The sequence below is a fragment of the Yoonia sp. MH D7 genome, assembly GCF_054439475.1.
Genome location: NZ_JBTJCF010000001.1, coordinates 610720 through 628430 on the forward strand (window position 1 = coordinate 610720; position 17711 = coordinate 628430).

16 protein-coding genes, 1 tRNA gene and 1 pseudogene are annotated in these 17711 nt (G+C 56.5%); 10 read left to right on the forward strand and 8 right to left on the reverse strand.

The window, feature by feature from the left end; translation table 11 throughout:
• Positions 1-55: 55 nt before the first annotated feature.
• From ACXLHR_RS02985 to hisB, 3 genes and pseudogenes are all read right to left on the reverse strand, one after another.
• Positions 56-730: pseudogene (locus ACXLHR_RS02985) on the reverse strand (glutaminase).
• Positions 661-1299, reverse strand: coding sequence for an imidazole glycerol phosphate synthase subunit HisH (gene hisH, locus ACXLHR_RS02990; RefSeq protein WP_458790048.1), 639 nt, complete (start codon positions 1297-1299; stop codon positions 661-663). The pseudogene ACXLHR_RS02985 and the gene hisH overlap by 70 nt, the downstream one beginning before the upstream one ends.
• Complete coding sequence (gene hisB / locus ACXLHR_RS02995) at positions 1296-1883, reverse strand: imidazoleglycerol-phosphate dehydratase HisB (protein ID WP_458790049.1); 588 nt, start codon at positions 1881-1883, stop codon at positions 1296-1298. The genes hisH and hisB overlap by 4 nt, the downstream gene beginning before the upstream one ends.
• A 126-nt stretch (positions 1884-2009) precedes the next feature.
• Between hisB and ACXLHR_RS03000 the strand changes: the two genes are divergently transcribed.
• Positions 2010-2249 (forward strand): Lrp/AsnC ligand binding domain-containing protein, encoded by a 240-nt coding sequence (locus ACXLHR_RS03000; RefSeq protein ID WP_458790050.1) that lies wholly within the window; start codon positions 2010-2012, stop codon positions 2247-2249.
• Here the strand turns inward: ACXLHR_RS03000 and ACXLHR_RS03005 are convergent.
• On the reverse strand, positions 2236-2460 hold the full coding sequence (locus ACXLHR_RS03005) for a hypothetical protein (protein WP_458790051.1): 225 nt from the start codon (positions 2458-2460) through the stop codon (positions 2236-2238). The genes ACXLHR_RS03000 and ACXLHR_RS03005 overlap by 14 nt on opposite strands.
• A gap of 189 nt (positions 2461-2649) precedes the next feature.
• Positions 2650-2724: transfer RNA gene (locus tag ACXLHR_RS03010), tRNA-Gly, on the reverse strand.
• Positions 2725-3180: 456 nt separating this feature from the next.
• Here ACXLHR_RS03010 and ACXLHR_RS03015 point away from each other — a divergent pair.
• Positions 3181-3468, forward strand: coding sequence for a hypothetical protein (locus ACXLHR_RS03015; protein WP_458790052.1), 288 nt, complete (start codon positions 3181-3183; stop codon positions 3466-3468).
• Between the two features lie 276 nt (positions 3469-3744).
• Here ACXLHR_RS03015 and pyc read toward each other — a convergent pair whose 3' ends face one another.
• On the reverse strand, positions 3745-7188 hold the full coding sequence (pyc, locus tag ACXLHR_RS03020; RefSeq protein ID WP_458790053.1) for a pyruvate carboxylase: 3444 nt from the start codon (positions 7186-7188) through the stop codon (positions 3745-3747).
• Positions 7189-7416: 228 nt separating this feature from the next.
• Here pyc and ACXLHR_RS03025 point away from each other — a divergent pair, with 228 nt between their 5' ends.
• Positions 7417-9810 (forward strand): ATP-dependent helicase, encoded by a 2394-nt coding sequence (locus ACXLHR_RS03025; RefSeq protein ID WP_458790054.1) that lies wholly within the window; start codon positions 7417-7419, stop codon positions 9808-9810.
• 1 nt (position 9811) lies between these two features.
• On the opposite strand, the gene ACXLHR_RS03030 is transcribed toward ACXLHR_RS03025, so the two are convergent.
• The gene (locus tag ACXLHR_RS03030; protein ID WP_458790055.1) at positions 9812-10411 is read right to left on the reverse strand and encodes a LysE family translocator; all 600 of its coding nucleotides are present in this window, start codon (positions 10409-10411) and stop codon (positions 9812-9814) included.
• 72 nt (positions 10412-10483) lie between these two features.
• Between ACXLHR_RS03030 and ACXLHR_RS03035 the strand changes: the two genes are divergently transcribed.
• A complete protein-coding gene (locus tag ACXLHR_RS03035) occupies positions 10484-10936 on the forward strand; it encodes an Lrp/AsnC family transcriptional regulator (protein WP_458790056.1) in 453 nt (150 codons plus the stop codon).
• A gap of 475 nt (positions 10937-11411) precedes the next feature.
• On the opposite strand, the gene ACXLHR_RS03040 is transcribed toward ACXLHR_RS03035, so the two are convergent.
• Positions 11412-11627 carry a DUF1127 domain-containing protein gene (locus ACXLHR_RS03040; protein ID WP_458790057.1) on the reverse strand — a complete coding sequence of 72 codons (216 nt, stop codon included), beginning with the start codon at positions 11625-11627 and terminating at the stop codon, positions 11412-11414.
• A 251-nt stretch (positions 11628-11878) separates the two neighbouring features.
• Here ACXLHR_RS03040 and ACXLHR_RS03045 point away from each other — a divergent pair, with 251 nt between their 5' ends.
• The 6 genes from ACXLHR_RS03045 (at position 11879) to ACXLHR_RS03070 (ending at position 17710) form a co-directional block, all read left to right on the forward strand.
• Positions 11879-12952, forward strand: coding sequence for an Mrp/NBP35 family ATP-binding protein (locus ACXLHR_RS03045; RefSeq protein WP_458790058.1), 1074 nt, complete (start codon positions 11879-11881; stop codon positions 12950-12952).
• Positions 12952-13446, forward strand: coding sequence for an N-acetyltransferase family protein (locus tag ACXLHR_RS03050; RefSeq protein ID WP_458790059.1), 495 nt, complete (start codon positions 12952-12954; stop codon positions 13444-13446). Before ACXLHR_RS03045 ends, ACXLHR_RS03050 begins: the two co-directional genes overlap by 1 nt.
• Before the next feature lie 557 nt (positions 13447-14003).
• Positions 14004-14582 carry a division/cell wall cluster transcriptional repressor MraZ gene (locus ACXLHR_RS03055; RefSeq protein ID WP_458790060.1) on the forward strand — a complete coding sequence of 193 codons (579 nt, stop codon included), beginning with the start codon at positions 14004-14006 and terminating at the stop codon, positions 14580-14582.
• 9 nt (positions 14583-14591) lie between these two features.
• The gene (gene rsmH / locus ACXLHR_RS03060; protein ID WP_458790061.1) at positions 14592-15569 is read left to right on the forward strand and encodes a 16S rRNA (cytosine(1402)-N(4))-methyltransferase RsmH; all 978 of its coding nucleotides are present in this window, start codon (positions 14592-14594) and stop codon (positions 15567-15569) included.
• Entirely contained in the window at positions 15570-15929 is a 360-nt protein-coding gene (gene ftsL, locus ACXLHR_RS03065; protein WP_458790062.1) for a cell division protein FtsL, read from the forward strand.
• Positions 15926-17710: a peptidoglycan D,D-transpeptidase FtsI family protein gene (locus ACXLHR_RS03070; RefSeq protein WP_458790063.1), complete on the forward strand. Its 1785-nt coding sequence runs from the start codon at positions 15926-15928 to the stop codon at positions 17708-17710. Before ftsL ends, ACXLHR_RS03070 begins: the two co-directional genes overlap by 4 nt.
• Position 17711: the final 1 nt, after the last annotated feature.

Here is a 17711-nt window from a genome sequence, read left to right on the forward strand (position 1 = left end):
TGTTAAATCTGCGCGGACATTGTCCCAGCACAGGGGACCTGTCTACCCCGCAAATTTAACCATAGACCGACCAGCCCGTCGCGCGCGCCAGTCGCGCCGTCGCGAGTGGCCCCAATCTGGAATTGCCGCGCGTGTTCAAGTCAGGCGACCAAACGGCCGCGCTGGCCTTGTCCGGCACCACCACAATAATGCCGCCGCCAAGACCGCTTTTGTCCGGCAGCCCGAAGCGAAGCGCAAATTCACCGGACGCGTCATAATGTCCGCAAGCCATCATCAACGCGTTGATCCGCCCGATTTTTCCCTGCGAAAGCAGGCGTGTTTCACCTGCCTGCACACCCGTAAGAAACTGCTCAGCGCGGGCAACTTGTACAAAGTCATAAGAATTTCACATTGATGAAAATAGGCGCCGCAGGTCAGGTCAGGCGCGTTTTGTAAGGGGGCGGTAGGAGGCCATGAAATGCGCCAACGCACATTTCAGATGGCCTGATTGTTCCTCGGATGACGCGTCATTCCGGTTGATATGGATGTCGCCGTGACAGGCGGACATCCGCACAAAGCGCAAAATTCCGCCCAAGGTCACGCGTGGCTTTTGCCTCGTGCGCATGGAATCACTGACCAGAAATGCGCCTAAGCTGATAAATGAATCGCGCCGAAATCGATCTAGGGCTTCCAGCGCAGGAAATTTCCGATCATGCGCAGACCTGCCCCTTGGCTTTTTTCGGGGTGGAATTGCATACCGATGATGTTGTCACGTCCGACGATTGCGGTGATCTCGCCTGCGTAATCGACATGCGCGATGCGCTCGGCAGGGTTCACCACGTCCATCGCGTAGGAATGCACAAAATAGGCGTGCTCGCCCGATGCAATGCCGTCAAGAACAGGATGCGGCGCGTCGATGACCAGCTCGTTCCAGCCCATATGCGGTATTTTCAGGGCGGGATCGGTGGGGGTGATTTTGCGAATATCGCCCGCGATCCAGCCAAAGCCCGCGGTCGGCTCGTATTCATGGCCTGTGGTCGCCAGCATTTGCATACCTACGCAGATCCCCATGAACGGAACCGCGCGGCGGGTCACGGCAAGGGTGATTGCCTCCGACAATGCAGAGCGGCCAAACAGCTCACCGCGACAGTGCGGGAATGCCCCATCGCCGGGCAGCACAATGCGGTCGGCTTTTGCCACCACGTCAGCGTCGGAGGTCACGATGACCTCGCCCGCGTCGTATTCCCGCGCCATACGCTCGAACGCCTTTTGAGCCGAGTGCAGGTTGCCGCTGTCGTAATCGACCAGCGCGGTAATCATAACATGCCTTTGGTCGACGGGATCGCATCCGCCTTGCGCGGATCGGTTTCGAGGGCGTCACGCAGGGCGCGGGCCACGGATTTGAACGCGGCCTCAACGATGTGGTGCGCGTTAAAACCGTGTAACTTGTCGATGTGCAGGGTGATGCCGCCATGTGTGCTGAGCGCCTGAAAGAACTCGCGCACCAGTTCGGTGTCAAAGGTGCCGATTTTGCCATACGGCAGGTCCAAATTGCAGATCAGGTAGGGGCGCGCAGACAGATCAAGGGCGCAACGCACCTGCGCGTCGTCCATCGCCAAGTGGCAGGCACCATAGCGCACAATACCTTTTTTGTCGCCCATGGCCTGCGTCAGCGCTTGCCCGATAGCGATGCCTACATCTTCGACGGTGTGGTGGTCGTCGATGTGTAAATCACCCGAGGCCCGCACGGTCATGTCGATCAACGCGTGGCGCGAAAGTTGGTCAAGCATATGGTCAAAAAAGCCAACGCCGGTCTGGTTGTCGTAAACGCCTGTACCATCAAGGTTCAGGGTCACGGTGATGTCGGTCTCGGCGGTTTTGCGGGTGATCGTGGCTTGGCGCATGTCTGTCTCCAAAGGCTGTTAAGGCGCTTATAAGGGGCAGGGCGCAAAGGGCCAAGGTCTCGTTTCAGGGATTGCGCGACCTGTGCCCGTCATGCCAGCGTGCGGCATCAATAAAAGGACGATCAAATGACCACATGTGTATTCGTGCAAATCCGTTGCCGCCCAGGCACGACGTATAAAGTCGCGGACGGTATTGCGCTCAAGGAAATCCATTCCGAGTTGTATTCCACCAGTGGCGAGCATGACTTGCTGATGAAGCTGTATATCCCCGAGGGTGAAGATGTGGGGAAATACCTGAACGATCATCTGATGGATGTAGAGGGAATCGAGCGAACGCTGACCACGCTGACATTTAAGGCGTTTTGAAAACGGGCTGTGGTGATCTCCAAACGGGTGTCGCGAAAATATAGCCAGAGTGCAAATGGGCAGGCACCTGTGGTGTCAGGACCATAACCGCCAGTGGGCCGGAATAGACTGTTTCGGCCTCGGCACCTTGCGCCAAAACGATTTGGCAATTTTCGACCGGAGCAAAGTCCGGTGTAGCAGTGGGTGTGCAGATACGAATCTGTTTGGTCATCCGCGCGCAAGGGCGTGATCCCTTGCATTCGCGCATAGGCGGCTTACGCAATAATCGACAGCGACGGAAGAACGCCGGACACGAAGATGGGGTTTTCACTGTCACCCTTGAATATCAAAAGATGATATCAAAAAACAAAAAGGCCACCCGAAGGTGGCCTTTTGTAAGTCTTTTGCAAGACTACGAAACTGGAGCGGGCGAAGAGATTCGAACTCTCGACCTAAACCTTGGCAAGGTTTCGCTCTACCCCTGAGCTACGCCCGCATCCGTTTCGTAGGGGGTTATTAGAAAGAGTTGCGCGGGGCTGCAAGGGCTAAAAAGCACTTAGGCAAAGATTTTCACGATTAATTCGATTTCGCGGCGTCATTTTGCTGAATTTCATGTTTTATCCCAACATCTTGACGATGCGTGGGCACCCAATCTGGACTAAACCACAAAAGCCCGCACGCGGCTCGCCCGTGACACAGCCTGAACTGTCGAGATTCTCAAAATCAAGCAACCTTGCGGCCGCTGCTTTTGTCCACGGTCACTGTAACGCCGCGCGTGCTGCCAGAATCTAGCATTTCGACTATCGGTGTAATAACACGGCGATCTTTCAACGCGTTGCCCCCTTTCATCAACCCCGCAGTGTCACGACGTGCGACACCGTAAAATCAGCCCATATTGACAATGTTCCACTTTTGTTCTATCTATTGATGGATAAATGTAGGAGGTTCTAAAATGGAACAATTGCTTTTGCCTGCCACAGAAAAACAACTCTCATTTGCGCGCACGCTTGCGCTACGCAACCATGTGTCAGTGCCTGTCGAACTGCGCGGTGATCGGCGCAAACTCAGCGCATGGATTCAAACCCAGTCACAGGCCCCCGCACCACAGACCGACGGACGCCCCACGTCCAAGCAAGTCGCATACGCAGAGCGGATCGCCATGATCAAACGCCGCCAAGTCCCTGACGAGTATTTCCGGAACAAAGAAATGCTTTCGCGCTGGATTGATAGTAACCGGTAATCGGGCAGGGGCCGCAATGTTCTGCCATTGGCTTGGCCTCAACAGGGGCAATCAACGCTTTAATCTTTCGGCAAAGATGAAGTGTTGGAAATGAAGTATCCGACCAGGATTAGCTATTCCGCTAAACCGCGCGCGCACACTCTCGACGATTCGCCGCGAGGTCCGGCGCAACCCCATAGCATCATGTTTCCCGTCGCCACATAGATTAGCAATAGCGATCGGGGGCGTGCAAATGTCGTCCCCCCACAAGCGCTTGCGGGGGGATGTTTCGGGCGTTTATTCCAGCTCGATCATCAGGTCCTTGGCATCGATCTGACTACCTGCTTGCACATGCACCGCCTTGATCACCGCGTCCCGTTCGGCGTGAATACCTGTTTCCATTTTCATCGCTTCGATGGTCAGAAGCAGGTCGCCTTCTTTGACTTTCTTGCCGACAGCTGCGGCAACGGTCGCCACAACACCCGGCATCGGCGCGCCGATATGGTTTTCGTTGCCTGCTTCGGCCTTGAGACGGCTCACCTTGGTCGCGGTCACGGCGCGGTTCATCACGCGGATCGTGCGCGGTTGGCCGTTCAATTCGAAGAACACTTTGACCTCACCATCTTCGTTGATTTCGGACACAGCCTGCATGCGGATTTCTAGCGTTTTACCGGGGTCGATCTCGGCGCTGATTTCCTCACCTGCCGTCATGCCATAAAAGAACGTCTTGGTCGGCAGGGTGCGCACGGGGCCGTAGGTGCGGTGGCGGCCCATGTAATCAAGGAACACTTTGGGATACATCAGGTAGCCGTTGAGGTCCTCGTTATCGATCACGCGGCCGTCTAGTTGCGTGGAAAGATCGGCGCGGGTTGCTTCCAGATCGACAGGTTTCAGATGTGCACCAGGACGACCTTTTATGGCCTTTTCACCTTTAAGGATCTTCTTTTGCACATCGACCGGCCAGCCGCCCGGGGGTTGTCCAAGGCTGCCTTTCATCATGTCGATCACAGAGTCGGGGAACACAACATCTACGCTTGGGTCTTCGACCTGTGCACGTGTCAGGTTTTGGCTCACCATCATCAGGGCCATGTCGCCAACCACTTTGGACGACGGCGTTACTTTCACGATGTCACCAAACATCTGGTTCACGTCGGCGTAGGTCTGGGCGACCTCGTGCCAGCGATCTTCCAAGCCCAAGGACCGCGCTTGCGCCTTGAGGTTGGTGAACTGGCCACCCGGCATTTCGTGCAGGTAAACCTCGGACGCGGGGGCTTGCAGGCCAGATTCAAACGCTGCGTAGTGCTCGCGGACTTGCTCGAAGTAGTTCGAAATTTCGCGGATTGCTTTCACGTCGAGCCCAGTGTCGCGATCCGAGCCTTTCAGGGATTCCACGATAGAACCGAGGGTGGGCTGCGAGGTGTTGCCAGAAAATGAATCCATGGCCGCGTCGACCACGTTCACACCCGCAGTGGAGGCGGCAAGCACGGTCGCGATGGCGGCGCCCGATGTGTCGTGGGTGTGGAAGTGGATCGGAAGGTCGACCTCTTCTTTCAAGGCTGTGATCAGGGCAGTGGCGGCGGCGGGTTTCAGCAGCCCTGCCATGTCTTTGAGGCCAAGCACATGTGCGCCTGCGGCCTCTAATTCTTTGGCCATGCCGACGTAGTATTTCAGGTCGTATTTCGACCGTGCAGGGTCGAGCATATCACCTGTGTAACAGATTGTGCCTTCGCAGATTTTGCCGGATGCGATCACGGCGTCCATTGCGACGCGCATGTTTTCCACCCAGTTCAAGCTGTCAAACACGCGGAACACGTCTACGCCGCTGTCGGCTGCTTGGGCGACAAAAGATTGCACCACGTTGTCGGGATAGTTAGTGTAGCCGACGCCGTTTGAGGCGCGCAGCAGCATTTGCGTCATGATGTTTGGCATCTTGGCGCGAATGTCGCGCAGGCGCTGCCACGGGCATTCTTGCAAGAACCGGTAAGCGACGTCGAACGTGGCACCACCCCAGCATTCGACCGAGAATAGCTGGTTCATTTTGCTGGCATAGGTCGGGGCAATATTAATCATGTCAATCGAACGCATCCGCGTAGCGAGCAGGGACTGGTGCCCGTCGCGCATCGTGGTGTCGGTGATCAACAGTTGTTTTTGGGTTTTCATCCATTCGACAACGGCCGTCGGGCCTTTTGCATCAAGCAGGGTGCGTGTGCCTGCGGGCACTTCGAGCAGGGACTTTACAGGTGCTTTGGGCAGCTTGACCTCAGCGTGCGGTTTTGCGCGGCCTTGGGTTTCGGGATGCCCGTTCACAGTGATATCAGCGATATAGGTCAGGATTTTGGTCGCGCGGTCGCGGCGTTTTTTAAAGTCGAACAAGCCCGGCGTCTCGTCGATGAATTTTGTGTGGTATTCATTGTTTAGAAAGGTCGGGTGCTTAAGCAGGTTCTCGACAAAGGCGATGTTGGTAGACACGCCACGAATACGAAATTCGCGCAGGGCACGGTCCATGCGCGCAATGGCCATTTCAGGGGTCGGCGCGCGTGCGGTCACTTTTGTCAGAAGGCTGTCATAATAGCGGGTGATGACCGCGCCGGAATAGGCGGTGCCACCATCTAGCCGAATGCCCGGACCCGTGGCAGACCGGTACATCTGGATGCGGCCGTAATCGGGGATAAAGTTGTTTTGCGGGTCTTCGGTGGTAACGCGACATTGCAGGGCGTGGCCGTCTAGTTTGACGTCATACTGCGAGGCGCAGCCAGTGGCCTCGACGATTGATTTGCCTTCTGCAATCAGAACTTGGGCGCGCACAATATCGATGCCTGTGACCTCTTCTGTCACGGTATGCTCGACCTGAACGCGCGGGTTGACTTCGATGAAGTAGAATTCGCCGTTGTCCATATCCATCAGGAACTCGACTGTGCCGGCACATTCATAGTTCACATGCTGGCATATTTTCTTGCCCAATTGGCAGATTTGTTCGCGCTGGGTTTCAGAAAGATAGGGCGCGGGGGCGCGCTCGACGACTTTTTGATTGCGTCGCTGCACCGAGCAATCGCGCTCCCAGAGGTGGTAGATCTGGCCGTGGCTATCGCCCAGAATTTGCACCTCGACGTGGCGCGCCTTCATGATCATTTTTTCGAGGTAGCCCTCGCCATTGCCAAATGCGGCTTCGGCTTCACGGCGGCCTTCGCGGACTTTTTCTTCCAACTCGCCTTCGTTCATGATCGGGCGCATGCCACGACCACCACCACCCCATGACGCCTTCAGCATCAACGGATAGCCCACTTCAGCGGCTTGTTTTTTGATCAGCGCCATGTCGTCGCCCAGAACTTCGGTCGCGGGAATAACCGGCACGCCCGCTTCCATTGCGACGCGGCGGGCCGAGGCCTTGTCGCCGAGTTTGCGCATTGTTTCGGCCTTGGGGCCAATGAATGTGATGCCGTTGTTGGTGCAGGCATCTACAAAATCAGGGTTCTCTGACAGCAGGCCATAGCCTGGATGAATGGCGTCGGCGCCTGACATTTTGGCAACGCGGATGATTTCTTCGATCGACAGATAGGCGGCCACGGGACCCAGATTTTCACCAATGCGGTAAGCCTCATCAGCCTTAAACCGGTGCAGGCCCAGCTTGTCTTCCTCGGCATAAACAGCAACGGTTTTTTTGCCCATTTCGTTGGCTGCGCGCATAATGCGAATGGCGATCTCGCCACGGTTTGCAATCAGAATTTTCTTGAAATCGGCCATGATCGGTTCCTCAAAGCTGTTTATATTTGCCGCAAAGTAGAGGCATATCGCAGGATGTAAACTGTATACCTTCTGCCACAAACTGTAATTTTATCGATTATTACGTCTGTTTTGATATAATATCAATTTAATTAAAGCGGCCGTGTGGAAAATAGAGATCTCAACAAAGCATCGGAACAGAGTGGGAACACTCTTTCGCGCGCGAGACTTTGACGTTATAGATGCGGCATGACTGGATTTACCGAAGATGACGCCTTTGAGGCCGCAAGCATTCCGCTCAGCCAGCGGGCGATGGTGGGGCGTGCCGACCCGACTTATTTGAACGGATTGAACCCCGCCCAACGCGAAGCTGTCGAGGCGATGCATGGCCCGGTTTTGATGCTTGCAGGGGCAGGGACCGGCAAAACCAAGGCGCTGACCACACGCATCGGGCATCTTTTGACGACAGGTAATGCGCGCCCGCACGACATTCTAGCAGTAACTTTTACCAACAAAGCTGCGCGCGAGATGAAGCTGCGCATCGGGCGCATGATGGGCGAAGCGGTCGAGGGGATGCCGTGGCTCGGCACGTTTCACTCGGTCTGTGCAAAACTTCTGCGGCGCCATGCCGAACTGGTCGGCTTAAAATCCAGCTTTACGATCTTGGATACAGACGACCAGCAGCGATTGATGAAGCAACTCATTCGTGCGTCTGATATCGACGAGAAACGCTGGCCGCCGCGCATGTTGGCGGGCATCATTGATGGCTGGAAAAACCGCGCGTTGGTGCCGTCGGCGGTGCCTGTCGCCGATAGTGCAGTGTTCGACCATCGCGGCATCGAGCTCTATGCAGCCTACCAGCAACGCCTGCGGGATCTGAACGCTGTCGATTTTGGCGATATCCTGCTGCATATGGTCACGATTCTCCAAACCCACAGCGATATTCTGGAACAATACCAATCCCGCTTCAAATTCATCCTTGTGGACGAATACCAAGATACCAATGTGGCACAATACCTCTGGCTGCGGCTGCTGGCGGCAAAACATAAAAACATCTGCTGCGTCGGCGACGACGACCAATCTATCTATGGCTGGCGCGGCGCAGAAGTCGGCAACATCCTGCGGTTCGAAAAAGACTTTCCTGGTGCCGTCGTGGTTCGGTTGGAACAAAACTACCGCTCGACCCCGCATATCCTTGCCGCCGCCTCGGGCGTAATCGCTGCGAACAAAGGACGGCTTGGCAAAACCCTGTTTACCGAGCGGCAGGAAGGCGAAAAAGTCCGGTTGATCGGCCATTGGGACGGCGAAGAAGAAGCCCGCTGGATCGGTGAAGAAATCGAAGCTCTGCAACGCGGCACACGGCAACTCGATAAAATCGGCCTCGACAGCATGGCGATCCTTGTGCGCGCGTCGCATCAGATGCGCAGCTTTGAGGATCGTTTCCTGACCATCGGTCTGCCCTACCGCGTCATCGGCGGGCCGCGCTTTTACGAACGCTTGGAAATCCGCGACGCGATGGCCTATTTCCGCCTCGCGGTCAGTCAGGACGACGATCTGGCGTTCGAGCGGATCGTGAATACCCCCAAACGCGGCCTTGGCGACAAAGCTGTGCAAACCATCCAGCGCACCGCACGCGAAAATGGCGTGAACCTGATCGAGGGCGCGCGCTTGGTTTGCGAAGGCAAGCTGTTGGGCGGCAAGGGTTTGAAAGAACTTACAATTTTGGTGCAAGGTCTTGACCGCTGGCATTCACAGGTCCTCGACGCATCTGACAGCCACATGCAACTCGCAGAAGTTATCCTCGACGAAAGCGGCTACACAGGCTTTTGGCAAAACGAGAAAACGCCCGAAGCGCCGGGCAGGTTGGAAAACCTGAAAGAGCTGGTGAAAGCGCTGGAAAACTTCGAAAACCTGCAAGGGTTCCTCGAACACGTCAGCTTAATCATGGACAACGAGACCGAAGAGCAGGGCGAAAAAGTCTCGATCATGACCCTGCACGCTGCCAAAGGACTGGAATTCCCCGCCGTCTTCCTGCCCGGCTGGGAAGACGGATTATTCCCCTCCCAACGCTCAATGGACGAAAGCGGCTTGAAGGGCCTCGAAGAAGAACGCCGCTTGGCCTACGTCGGCATCACCCGCGCCGAAGCAATCTGCACCATTTCCTTCGCCGCGAACCGCCGCGTCTACGGCCAATGGCAATCCGCGATTCCTTCACGTTTCATCGATGAACTGCCTGAACAACATGTCGACGTGCTCACACCACCGGGGCTCTACGGGGGCAACTTTGGCGCAACAGGCATGGCCGCCAGTGCCAATCCTGCCGTGCAAGAGGGCCTCGGCTCGAACTTGCATGAAAAAGCTGCCGACGCTGACGTTTATAACTCGCCCGGATGGCGACGCTTGCAAAGCCGCAGCCAACAACGCGGCATCGCGCAGCCTGCGGCACGGAACACTGTCATCGACCTGAAAGCTGTCAGTGCCTTTACGATCGGTGATCGTGTGTTTCATCAGAAATTCGGCTATGGTGAAGTCATGGGGATCGAGGCAGACAAACTGGTCATTGAATTCGACAAAGCAGGCACAAAACACGTGGTCGCACGCTTTATCGTGGCCTCTGCGGACGCTGATGACGTGCCATTTTGATCTAATGCGTCAACATCGGATAAAGTGAGACCACTAATAACAGCGCCATTGTTACGTTGAACACACGCAACCTCGCGGCTGTTCCCAGCCAGCGGCGGACCTGCACACCCATCCACGCCCAAACGGTCACGCTTGGCAGGTTCACAGCGTAAAATACCACCGCCACGGCCGCCGCTCCGGTCACAACATCCGCATCCTGCGGCGCATAGACGCTGATAGCAGTGATTCCCATGATCCACGCTTTCGGGTTGACCCATTGAAACGCTGCCGCCTGTAAAAACGTAAACGGCTTGCCTTCGACGCTACGGGCTTCTGGCGGCACCGCGTGGGCAATTTTCCACGCCAGCCATAACATATACGTGCCACCCGCGATTTTCAGAATCAGGTTTATCTGCGGATAGCTCACAAACACCTGCAACAGAAACACGCCGATCATAAACACCATAAACGCATGGCCCAAACTCACGCCCATCATATGCGGCACCGTGCGGCGCAATCCATAATTGGCCCCCGACGCCATGAGCATCAGATTATTTGGTCCCGGAGTAATCGAGGACGCAAAGGCAAAGCCGATAAGGCCGATAAATAACGCATAACTCATCGCGCAACTCTACGGCGCAAATCCCACAATGTAATTGCCAAATTGCAGGTCACGCCGTTAATACTGCAACATATGAGCAAGCCAGATCAAATCAACGACAAGATATTGTGTGAATTGCAGCGAGACGGGCGAATCAGCAACCTCATGCTGTCCGACATCGTTGGTCTGTCACCCTCCGCTTGCCTGCGACGTGTGCAAGATCTGGAACGGGCAGGGGTGATCAGGGGCTATCGTGCGCGACTGGACCCTGCGCAAACCGGACGGGCCTATGTGGTTTATGTGGCGGTCGGACTGGCCGAACACACCAAATCTGCGCAAACGGGATTCGAGCAGGCGATGTCGCGCGCGCCGCAGGTCGTCGAGTGCCATAATGTTGCCGGCGCATTCGAGTATATGCTGCGTGTCGAGGTCGCCGATCTGCCCAGCTACAAAGCGTTTCACACAGACATTCTTGGCACCGTGCCACATGTGCGCGCGATTACCAGCTATATGGTGATGGACTCGCCAAAAGACCTGCGAGCCTAAAGCAGTGCAGTCAACAAGGTGTGCGAGGTCAGGAAACTGGCAATCGACAGACCGCCGGCAATTGCGAGGAAAACATAAGGTAGGGCTTGCATCATAGGTACTCCGTTTGGGTTACCTATATTGAACGTAGCCGCCGCCTCATTCCGTCGCATTTTGACATAAAAAACGGCCATGCCCGGGAGGAGGTGGGCATGACCGTTTCAATTTTCAGCGCCCTACACGCATCTCGGGAGGAGAAGAGGCGGGGCGCTTCCTCGCGACCTGTCTGCCCGGGAGGAGGTGGGCGTCGTGGGTCACGGTATGTTCGGACCTGTCGGGAGGAGGTGACAGGGCCGAATAGTGTGGTGTGGTGGCGGCAATACCCGGGAGGAGGTGGATATCGCCGCCTTTCACACGGTCCAAACGCTCAGGGGAGGCTGATTGTATGGACCTCTAAGATTAGCTCTCGGGGAGGCGAAAGCTAACCCTATTCTTATTACTTGCCGTAGGCTGCTTCCATTGCGATGAACTTGATGCTGGAACGCGAAAGGCCCAGGTCTTCAAGATCACGGTTGGACAGTGCGCTAAGCTCGTCAACTGTTGTATTATAGATCTTACGCTGGGCCAGTGCTGCTGCAATATTCGCGCGCAGGGCCGCAATGCGTGTGGAAAGGGTCATGCCGCCGGTGCGGGTGTCTGTGATAAATGCCATGTCGATTCTCTTTATATAACTTCGTAACGAGCGGCGTATTCCGCTTCGTTGGATTACATATGGCGCTAACGCTGCACTTGCACAATAGCCACCTTGTCAATGCTGCTATGCAGCAATTGCATGGGTGAAGTTGTCCTAGCGTCATGAAACTGTTACGAAAATGTGAGGGGTATTTTGCAGCCTTGCACTTATGGGTGCTTCCGCGACATGGTGCATAATAAAGAAGCATACTGTGAACTGGAGAGACGACAATGGCTGTCACCCGCGATGAAATTATGGGCGCTTTGGCGCGTTTGAACCTGCCTGATGGCGGATCGCTTGTCAGTCGGGACATGATCCGCGCGCTTGGTGTGGATAATGGTGCCGTGCGTTTTGTCATCGAAGCCCCTGATGCGGCCATGGCCGCCAAAATGGAACCACAACGCCAAGCCGCCGAAGCTGCGGTAAAGGCGCTTGCAGGCGTCACATCTGTCTCTGTCGTGCTGACCGCCCACGGCCCCGCCGCCAAAGCCCCCGCACCCCCCAGTCTGAAAATCGGCGGGCACCCAAAACCGCAAGCGGGCCCTACACGCCCCTCAGGCGTCGACCGCATTCTGGCTATCGGGTCTGGCAAAGGCGGCGTTGGCAAATCGACGGTGTCTTCAAACCTTGCCGTGGCTTTGGCCCGCGAAGGACGGCGCGTCGGCCTGCTTGACGCGGACATCTACGGCCCCAGCCAGCCGCGCATGATGGGCGTGAACAAACGGCCTGCGTCACCCGACGGCAAAACCATTATTCCGCTGAAAGCCCACGGCGTCACCATGATGTCGATCGGCCTGATGATGGACCCCGACAAGGCAATCGTCTGGCGTGGCCCTATGTTGATGGGCGCATTACAACAAATGCTTGGTCAGGTTGAATGGGGCGAACTCGACGTCCTCATCGTCGATCTGCCCCCCGGTACAGGCGATGTGCAACTCACCCTCTGCCAGAAAACCGAGCTGACAGGCGCGATTGTGGTCAGCACCCCGCAAGATGTAGCGCTGATCGACGCACGCAAAGCGATCGATATGTTCAATACGCTGAAAACCCCCGTGCTGGGGCTGATCGAAAACATGTCTACATATACATGCCCGCAATGTGGCCACGAGGCGCATATCTTTGGTCATAACGGCGTGCGCGACGAGGCAATTAAACTTGGCGTGCCATTTCTGGGGGCGCTGCCAATTGATCTTGATACGCGACTGGCAGGTGATGCTGGCACGCCGATTGCGCTGGGTGATAGCGTCATGGCCGCCGCCTACACGACCCTTGCCAAGCGGCTGGTTGACGGCGGCATGGCCTAATGTTGATTCGCCCGGCCACGCCTGCTGATGCGCAGGGTGTCTGGGCGCTTCTGAAGCCGGTGTTTCGCGCGGGCGACACCTACGCAATCGACCCCGATATTAACCGCGCTGCGGCATTGAACTACTGGCTCGACCAAACCGCCGCCACCTATGTTGTCGAAGATGCGGGCGATATTATCGGCAGCTACTATATAAAGACCAACCAGCAGGGCGGCGGCGCGCATGTTTGTAACTGCGGGTATATCGTGGGTGCGTCGGCGCGCGGGCAGGGTGCTGCGGCGCAAATGTGCATCGCGAGCCAATCTCAAGCGCGTGCCTTGGGCTACCGCGCGATGCAGTTCAATCTTGTGCTTGAAAGTAACGTCGGGGCGGTGCGGCTTTGGCATCGGCTGGGCTATGAGACTGTTAGCACGATCCCGAAAGCGTTTGACCATCCGGCTCTTGGGTTGGTGTCGGCGCGTGTCATGTTCAAATGGCTGGGCGACGACGCGTAGATCAATCTCTGGGAATGTCTGGAATCGGGTGGCGATCACGGGGAAACACGGGATCGTATGGCGCTAATCTCCGCCGATTCGGCGCACTTTACTGGTTTCATCAGTATCAAACCCCTTGAAATCGTTAATGTTCCTGTTATGTCCGTAGTTAAGCGGCCTGTGGATAAGTTTTTTTGGGATTTTGAACACTTTCCTGGAATAGCAATTTTGACACAAGATGTAGTGATCACGGGCGCGTGACCCACATCATAAACCCCGTCAGTCATGTGTAAAACTATCCCCATCGGTGGATAAGTCGGTGGGAAAACCCATGAAGTACCATGTGATCCCAGAAATGTGTTGATCGGTCCGCGCACTTGAGGCACTAAGGGTGCACAGGATAAGACGAGAACATGACAACAAGGGGCGATAAAGAACCCCACGGCAAAAGCAGGTTTCATACAGGCCTCGTCATTATCCTTACAACGAGATCCGGCGCGCGAGCGAGCAGACATCCCCCCAGGTGGCGCGCGCAGCTGGACATACCCGGAAACGGGACGATGGCGGCGGATTGAGTAGTGGCAGCTAACTCAATCCGCCGTTTTCAGTTTCTAGGGTCAATTTTATTAGGCGACGGCGCAGAGAGGCCAAGTGGACAAGTGGTTCTGAGTTTTACAGGCGAACACACCCAAAAGGTGGACGGTAAGGGGCGCATGTCGATCCCTGCCGATTTTCGTCGCGTACTCGAATCCCAAGATCCCGATTGGACCGACGGCCTGAACCCCCGCATGTATTTGCTGTATGGTGACCACCTCAAAAGCGAATTGCACGTCTATACCGTGGAAGAGTTCGGCGCATTGGTCGCGATGATCAACGCTTTGCCAAAAGGCTCGCCCTCCAAGAAAAGACTCTCGCACCTCTACATCGGTCAATCCATGAAAATGGAAATCGACAAAGACGGGCGCACCGTGATGCCAATCCGCCAACGCGAAAAACTCGGCCTGAAAGACGGCGAGCTGTATTTTCGCGGCGTCGGCGATCACTTCGAAATCTGGAAATCCGAAACATTCACACAAACCGTCGCCGAAGACATGTCCGCATGGCTTGAAGAGCAGGGCGAAGACTTTGATCCGCTGTCTCTTTTGGACGCGGGCTAGGAGAAAATGATGTCAGCTGCCACTGAAACATCCCCCCATATCCCCGTTCTGATCCGCCCGCTTATTGCTGCGGTGGCGCCTGTAAAAGGCGTCTGGCTTGACGGTACATTCGGCAACGGCGGCTACACGCGCGAACTTTTAGCAGCAGGGGCTGACAAAGTGATCGGCGTTGACCGCGACCCCGTTGTGTTTGAGATGGCGGCTGACTGGATCGCGGGCTTTGGCGAACGCATTGAAACCGTGCAGGGCGAATTTTCCAAACTGGATCAATACGCTAGCGACCTCGACGGCATCGTGCTCGACCTCGGCGTGTCCTCTATGCAGCTCGACATCGCAGAGCGCGGCTTTTCGTTCATGCGCGACGGGCCGCTTGATATGCGCATGTCGCAATCTGGCAAAACTGCCGCTGACATCTGCAACGACGCGGACGAGACTGATCTCGCCTCGATCATCTACCTTTACGGCGAAGAACGCGCCTCGCGCCGCATCGCTCGCGCCATTGTCGCCGCACGTCCACTGACCTCGACCTTGCAACTGGCAAGTATCGTCTCAGGCTGTTTGCCGCGCTCGAAACCCAACCAATCCCACCCCGCCACGCGCACATTCCAAGCACTGCGCATCGCCGTAAACAACGAATACGGCGAACTCGCTGACGGGTTGATGGCCGCTGAACGCGCGCTGAAACCCGGTGGGCAACTGGCGGTTGTGACCTTCCATTCTGTCGAAGACCGCATGGTCAAACGGTTCCTGCAAGCCCGCTCTGGCAGCCTGTCAAACGCCAACCGCTACGCGCCCGAAGTGGTGCACAACATCGCCGCCTTTGACGTCAAGAAACGCAAAGCTATTGGGCCAGACGAGCAGGAACTCTCGGAAAACCCACGCTCGCGCTCTGCTAAACTGCGCGTCGCTATCCGTACCGACGCCCCTGCACAGGACATTGATCCCGCGAAACTGGGCATGCCAATGATGAACAAAGGGGGCAAATAGATGCGCAGTTTTTTATACGTGTTGGCGGGCCTTGCTGTCATGGCGCTGGCATTCTGGTCCTATCAGGAAAACTACAAAACCCGTGACGCGATCTCTGATGTGCGCCGCCTGCACGCGCAAATCGGCAGCAATTACGAACGCTTGGGCATGTTGCGCGCCGAATGGGCCTACCTCAACCGCCCCGACCGGCTATCCGATCTGGCCGAATTGAACTTTAAGCGGCTGGAGTTACTGCCGCTGATGCCCAACGCATTTGGCGACGTCGACCAGATTATCTATCCTATCCCAGACGAATTGATCGTTGTTGTGCCTATCGACGTGAATAGCGCGCCGGTTAATACAGACGAGGAAGCCCTATGATCCGCACCCCGCTGCGTCCGCTTGCCCGTATCCTGAAAGCCCGCGAAAAAGGCGAGGATACCGGCGCTATTGAAGCCGAAAACCTGCGTCTGCGGCGTGAAGATGTACGCGACCGCTCCCGCCTGCGCGCCGAAGGGCGTTTGTTGGTGCTGGGGGGCATGTTTGCGCTGGCTTTTGGTACTATTGGCGTCCGCATGGGCGCGCTTGCAGGCACCGCGCCGCAAGAGCCGCAATCGACTGTCTCAGGCAATCCGATCATTGGCCAACGCGCGGATATCGTCGACCGGAACGGGCGAATTCTGGCGACAAATCTGGAAACGCATTCGCTTTACGCACACCCCACAGATCTGGTTGACCCCGCGCGGGCAGCCTCTGAACTTGCCGCGATCTTTCCCGAACTGGATGCAGACGACCTGCTGAAAGACTTCACCGGTTCCCGAAAATTCGTTTGGATTCGCAAGCAGTTAAGCCCGGAACAGATGCAAGCCGTGCACGATATCGGCTCGCCGGGTCTGTTGTTTGGCCCGCGCGAAATGCGGCTTTATCCCAACGGCGCGATTGCGGCCCACATCCTTGGTGGCGCATCCTACGGGCGCGAAGGGGTGGCGAGCGCGGAAGTCATCGGCGTCGCCGGTGTTGAGCGTAAATTTGACGATCTGCTGCGCGACCCGTCGCAAGAGGGCAAACCGCTGCAACTTTCCATCGACCTGACCGTGCAAGCCGCCACAGAAGAAGTGCTGGCAGGCGGCATGTCGCTGATGAACGCCAAAGGTGCGGCCTCTGTGCTGATGGACGTCTACACTGGCGAAATCATCGCCATGGCGTCCTTGCCCGATTTCGACCCCAACAACCGCCCACGCGTTTTGCTGACCGGCGATCAATCCGACAGCCCGCTGTTTAACCGCGCGGTGCAGGGCGTCTATGAACTGGGCTCGACCTTCAAGATTTTCGCAGTTGCACAAGCCATGGAGCTGGGCCTGATCACCCCCGAAACCATCATCGACACCACAAACCCGATGCGCTGGGGACGGTTCAGCATTCGTGACTATAGTAATTATGGTCCGGAACTCACCGTGACAGACGTGATCGTGAAATCATCAAATGTCGGCACTGCCCGCATCGCTCTGGAAATCGGCGGCGATCGGCAGCAAACCTTCCTGCGCTCGCTCGGCTTCATGGAAGCCACCCCGGTCGAGCTGCAAGAAGCGCCATCAGGTGCGCCGCTGTTACCGCCAAAATGGTCTGAACTTTCAACAATGACAATCTCTTACGGGCATGGCCTCTCGTCCTCGCCCCTTCATCTTGCCGTGGGTTACGCCTCGGTGTTGAACGGCGGCACACGGGTTGAACCAACCTTGCTACGCCGTGACACCGCACAAAACGGACCACGCCTCGTGAGCGAACATACCAGCGCGAGTGTCCGCGCCATGTTGCGCGCTGTGGTCTCGCGCGGCACGGCGTCCTTTGGCGATGTTGAAGGCTACGAAGTGGGCGGCAAAACCGGTTCGGCAGACAAACCAAAAGAAAACGGTGGCGGCTATTACGATGATAAGGTCATTGCAACTTTCGCCAGCGTCTTTCCCGCCGATGACCCTAGATATGTGCTGATCGTCACCCTTGATGAACCTTCGGAAAATTCAAGCGGTAGACCGCGCCGCACCGCAGGCTGGACCGCCGTGCCAGTTGCCGCTGAAATGATCCGCCGCGTAGCACCTCTCTTGGGCATGCGACCACAAGTGGACAGTGCAGAGCCGATCGGTGTAACACTCACCTCAAATTAGA

Coding starts and splice junctions, on each gene's coding strand:
- hisH (WP_458790048.1), bottom strand. CDS start 1,299: ATGATTACCGCGCTGGTCGATTACGACAGCGGCAACCTGCACTCGGCT.
- hisB (WP_458790049.1), bottom strand. CDS start 1,883: ATGCGCCAAGCCACGATCACCCGCAAAACCGCCGAGACCGACATCACC.
- ACXLHR_RS03000 (WP_458790050.1), top strand. CDS start 2,010: ATGACCACATGTGTATTCGTGCAAATCCGTTGCCGCCCAGGCACGACG.
- ACXLHR_RS03005 (WP_458790051.1), bottom strand. CDS start 2,460: ATGACCAAACAGATTCGTATCTGCACACCCACTGCTACACCGGACTTT.
- ACXLHR_RS03015 (WP_458790052.1), top strand. CDS start 3,181: ATGGAACAATTGCTTTTGCCTGCCACAGAAAAACAACTCTCATTTGCG.
- pyc (WP_458790053.1), bottom strand. CDS start 7,188: ATGGCCGATTTCAAGAAAATTCTGATTGCAAACCGTGGCGAGATCGCC.
- ACXLHR_RS03025 (WP_458790054.1), top strand. CDS start 7,417: ATGACTGGATTTACCGAAGATGACGCCTTTGAGGCCGCAAGCATTCCG.
- ACXLHR_RS03030 (WP_458790055.1), bottom strand. CDS start 10,411: ATGAGTTATGCGTTATTTATCGGCCTTATCGGCTTTGCCTTTGCGTCC.
- ACXLHR_RS03035 (WP_458790056.1), top strand. CDS start 10,484: ATGAGCAAGCCAGATCAAATCAACGACAAGATATTGTGTGAATTGCAG.
- ACXLHR_RS03040 (WP_458790057.1), bottom strand. CDS start 11,627: ATGGCATTTATCACAGACACCCGCACCGGCGGCATGACCCTTTCCACA.
- ACXLHR_RS03045 (WP_458790058.1), top strand. CDS start 11,879: ATGGCTGTCACCCGCGATGAAATTATGGGCGCTTTGGCGCGTTTGAAC.
- ACXLHR_RS03050 (WP_458790059.1), top strand. CDS start 12,952: ATGTTGATTCGCCCGGCCACGCCTGCTGATGCGCAGGGTGTCTGGGCG.
- rsmH (WP_458790061.1), top strand. CDS start 14,592: ATGTCAGCTGCCACTGAAACATCCCCCCATATCCCCGTTCTGATCCGC.
- ftsL (WP_458790062.1), top strand. CDS start 15,570: ATGCGCAGTTTTTTATACGTGTTGGCGGGCCTTGCTGTCATGGCGCTG.
- ACXLHR_RS03070 (WP_458790063.1), top strand. CDS start 15,926: ATGATCCGCACCCCGCTGCGTCCGCTTGCCCGTATCCTGAAAGCCCGC.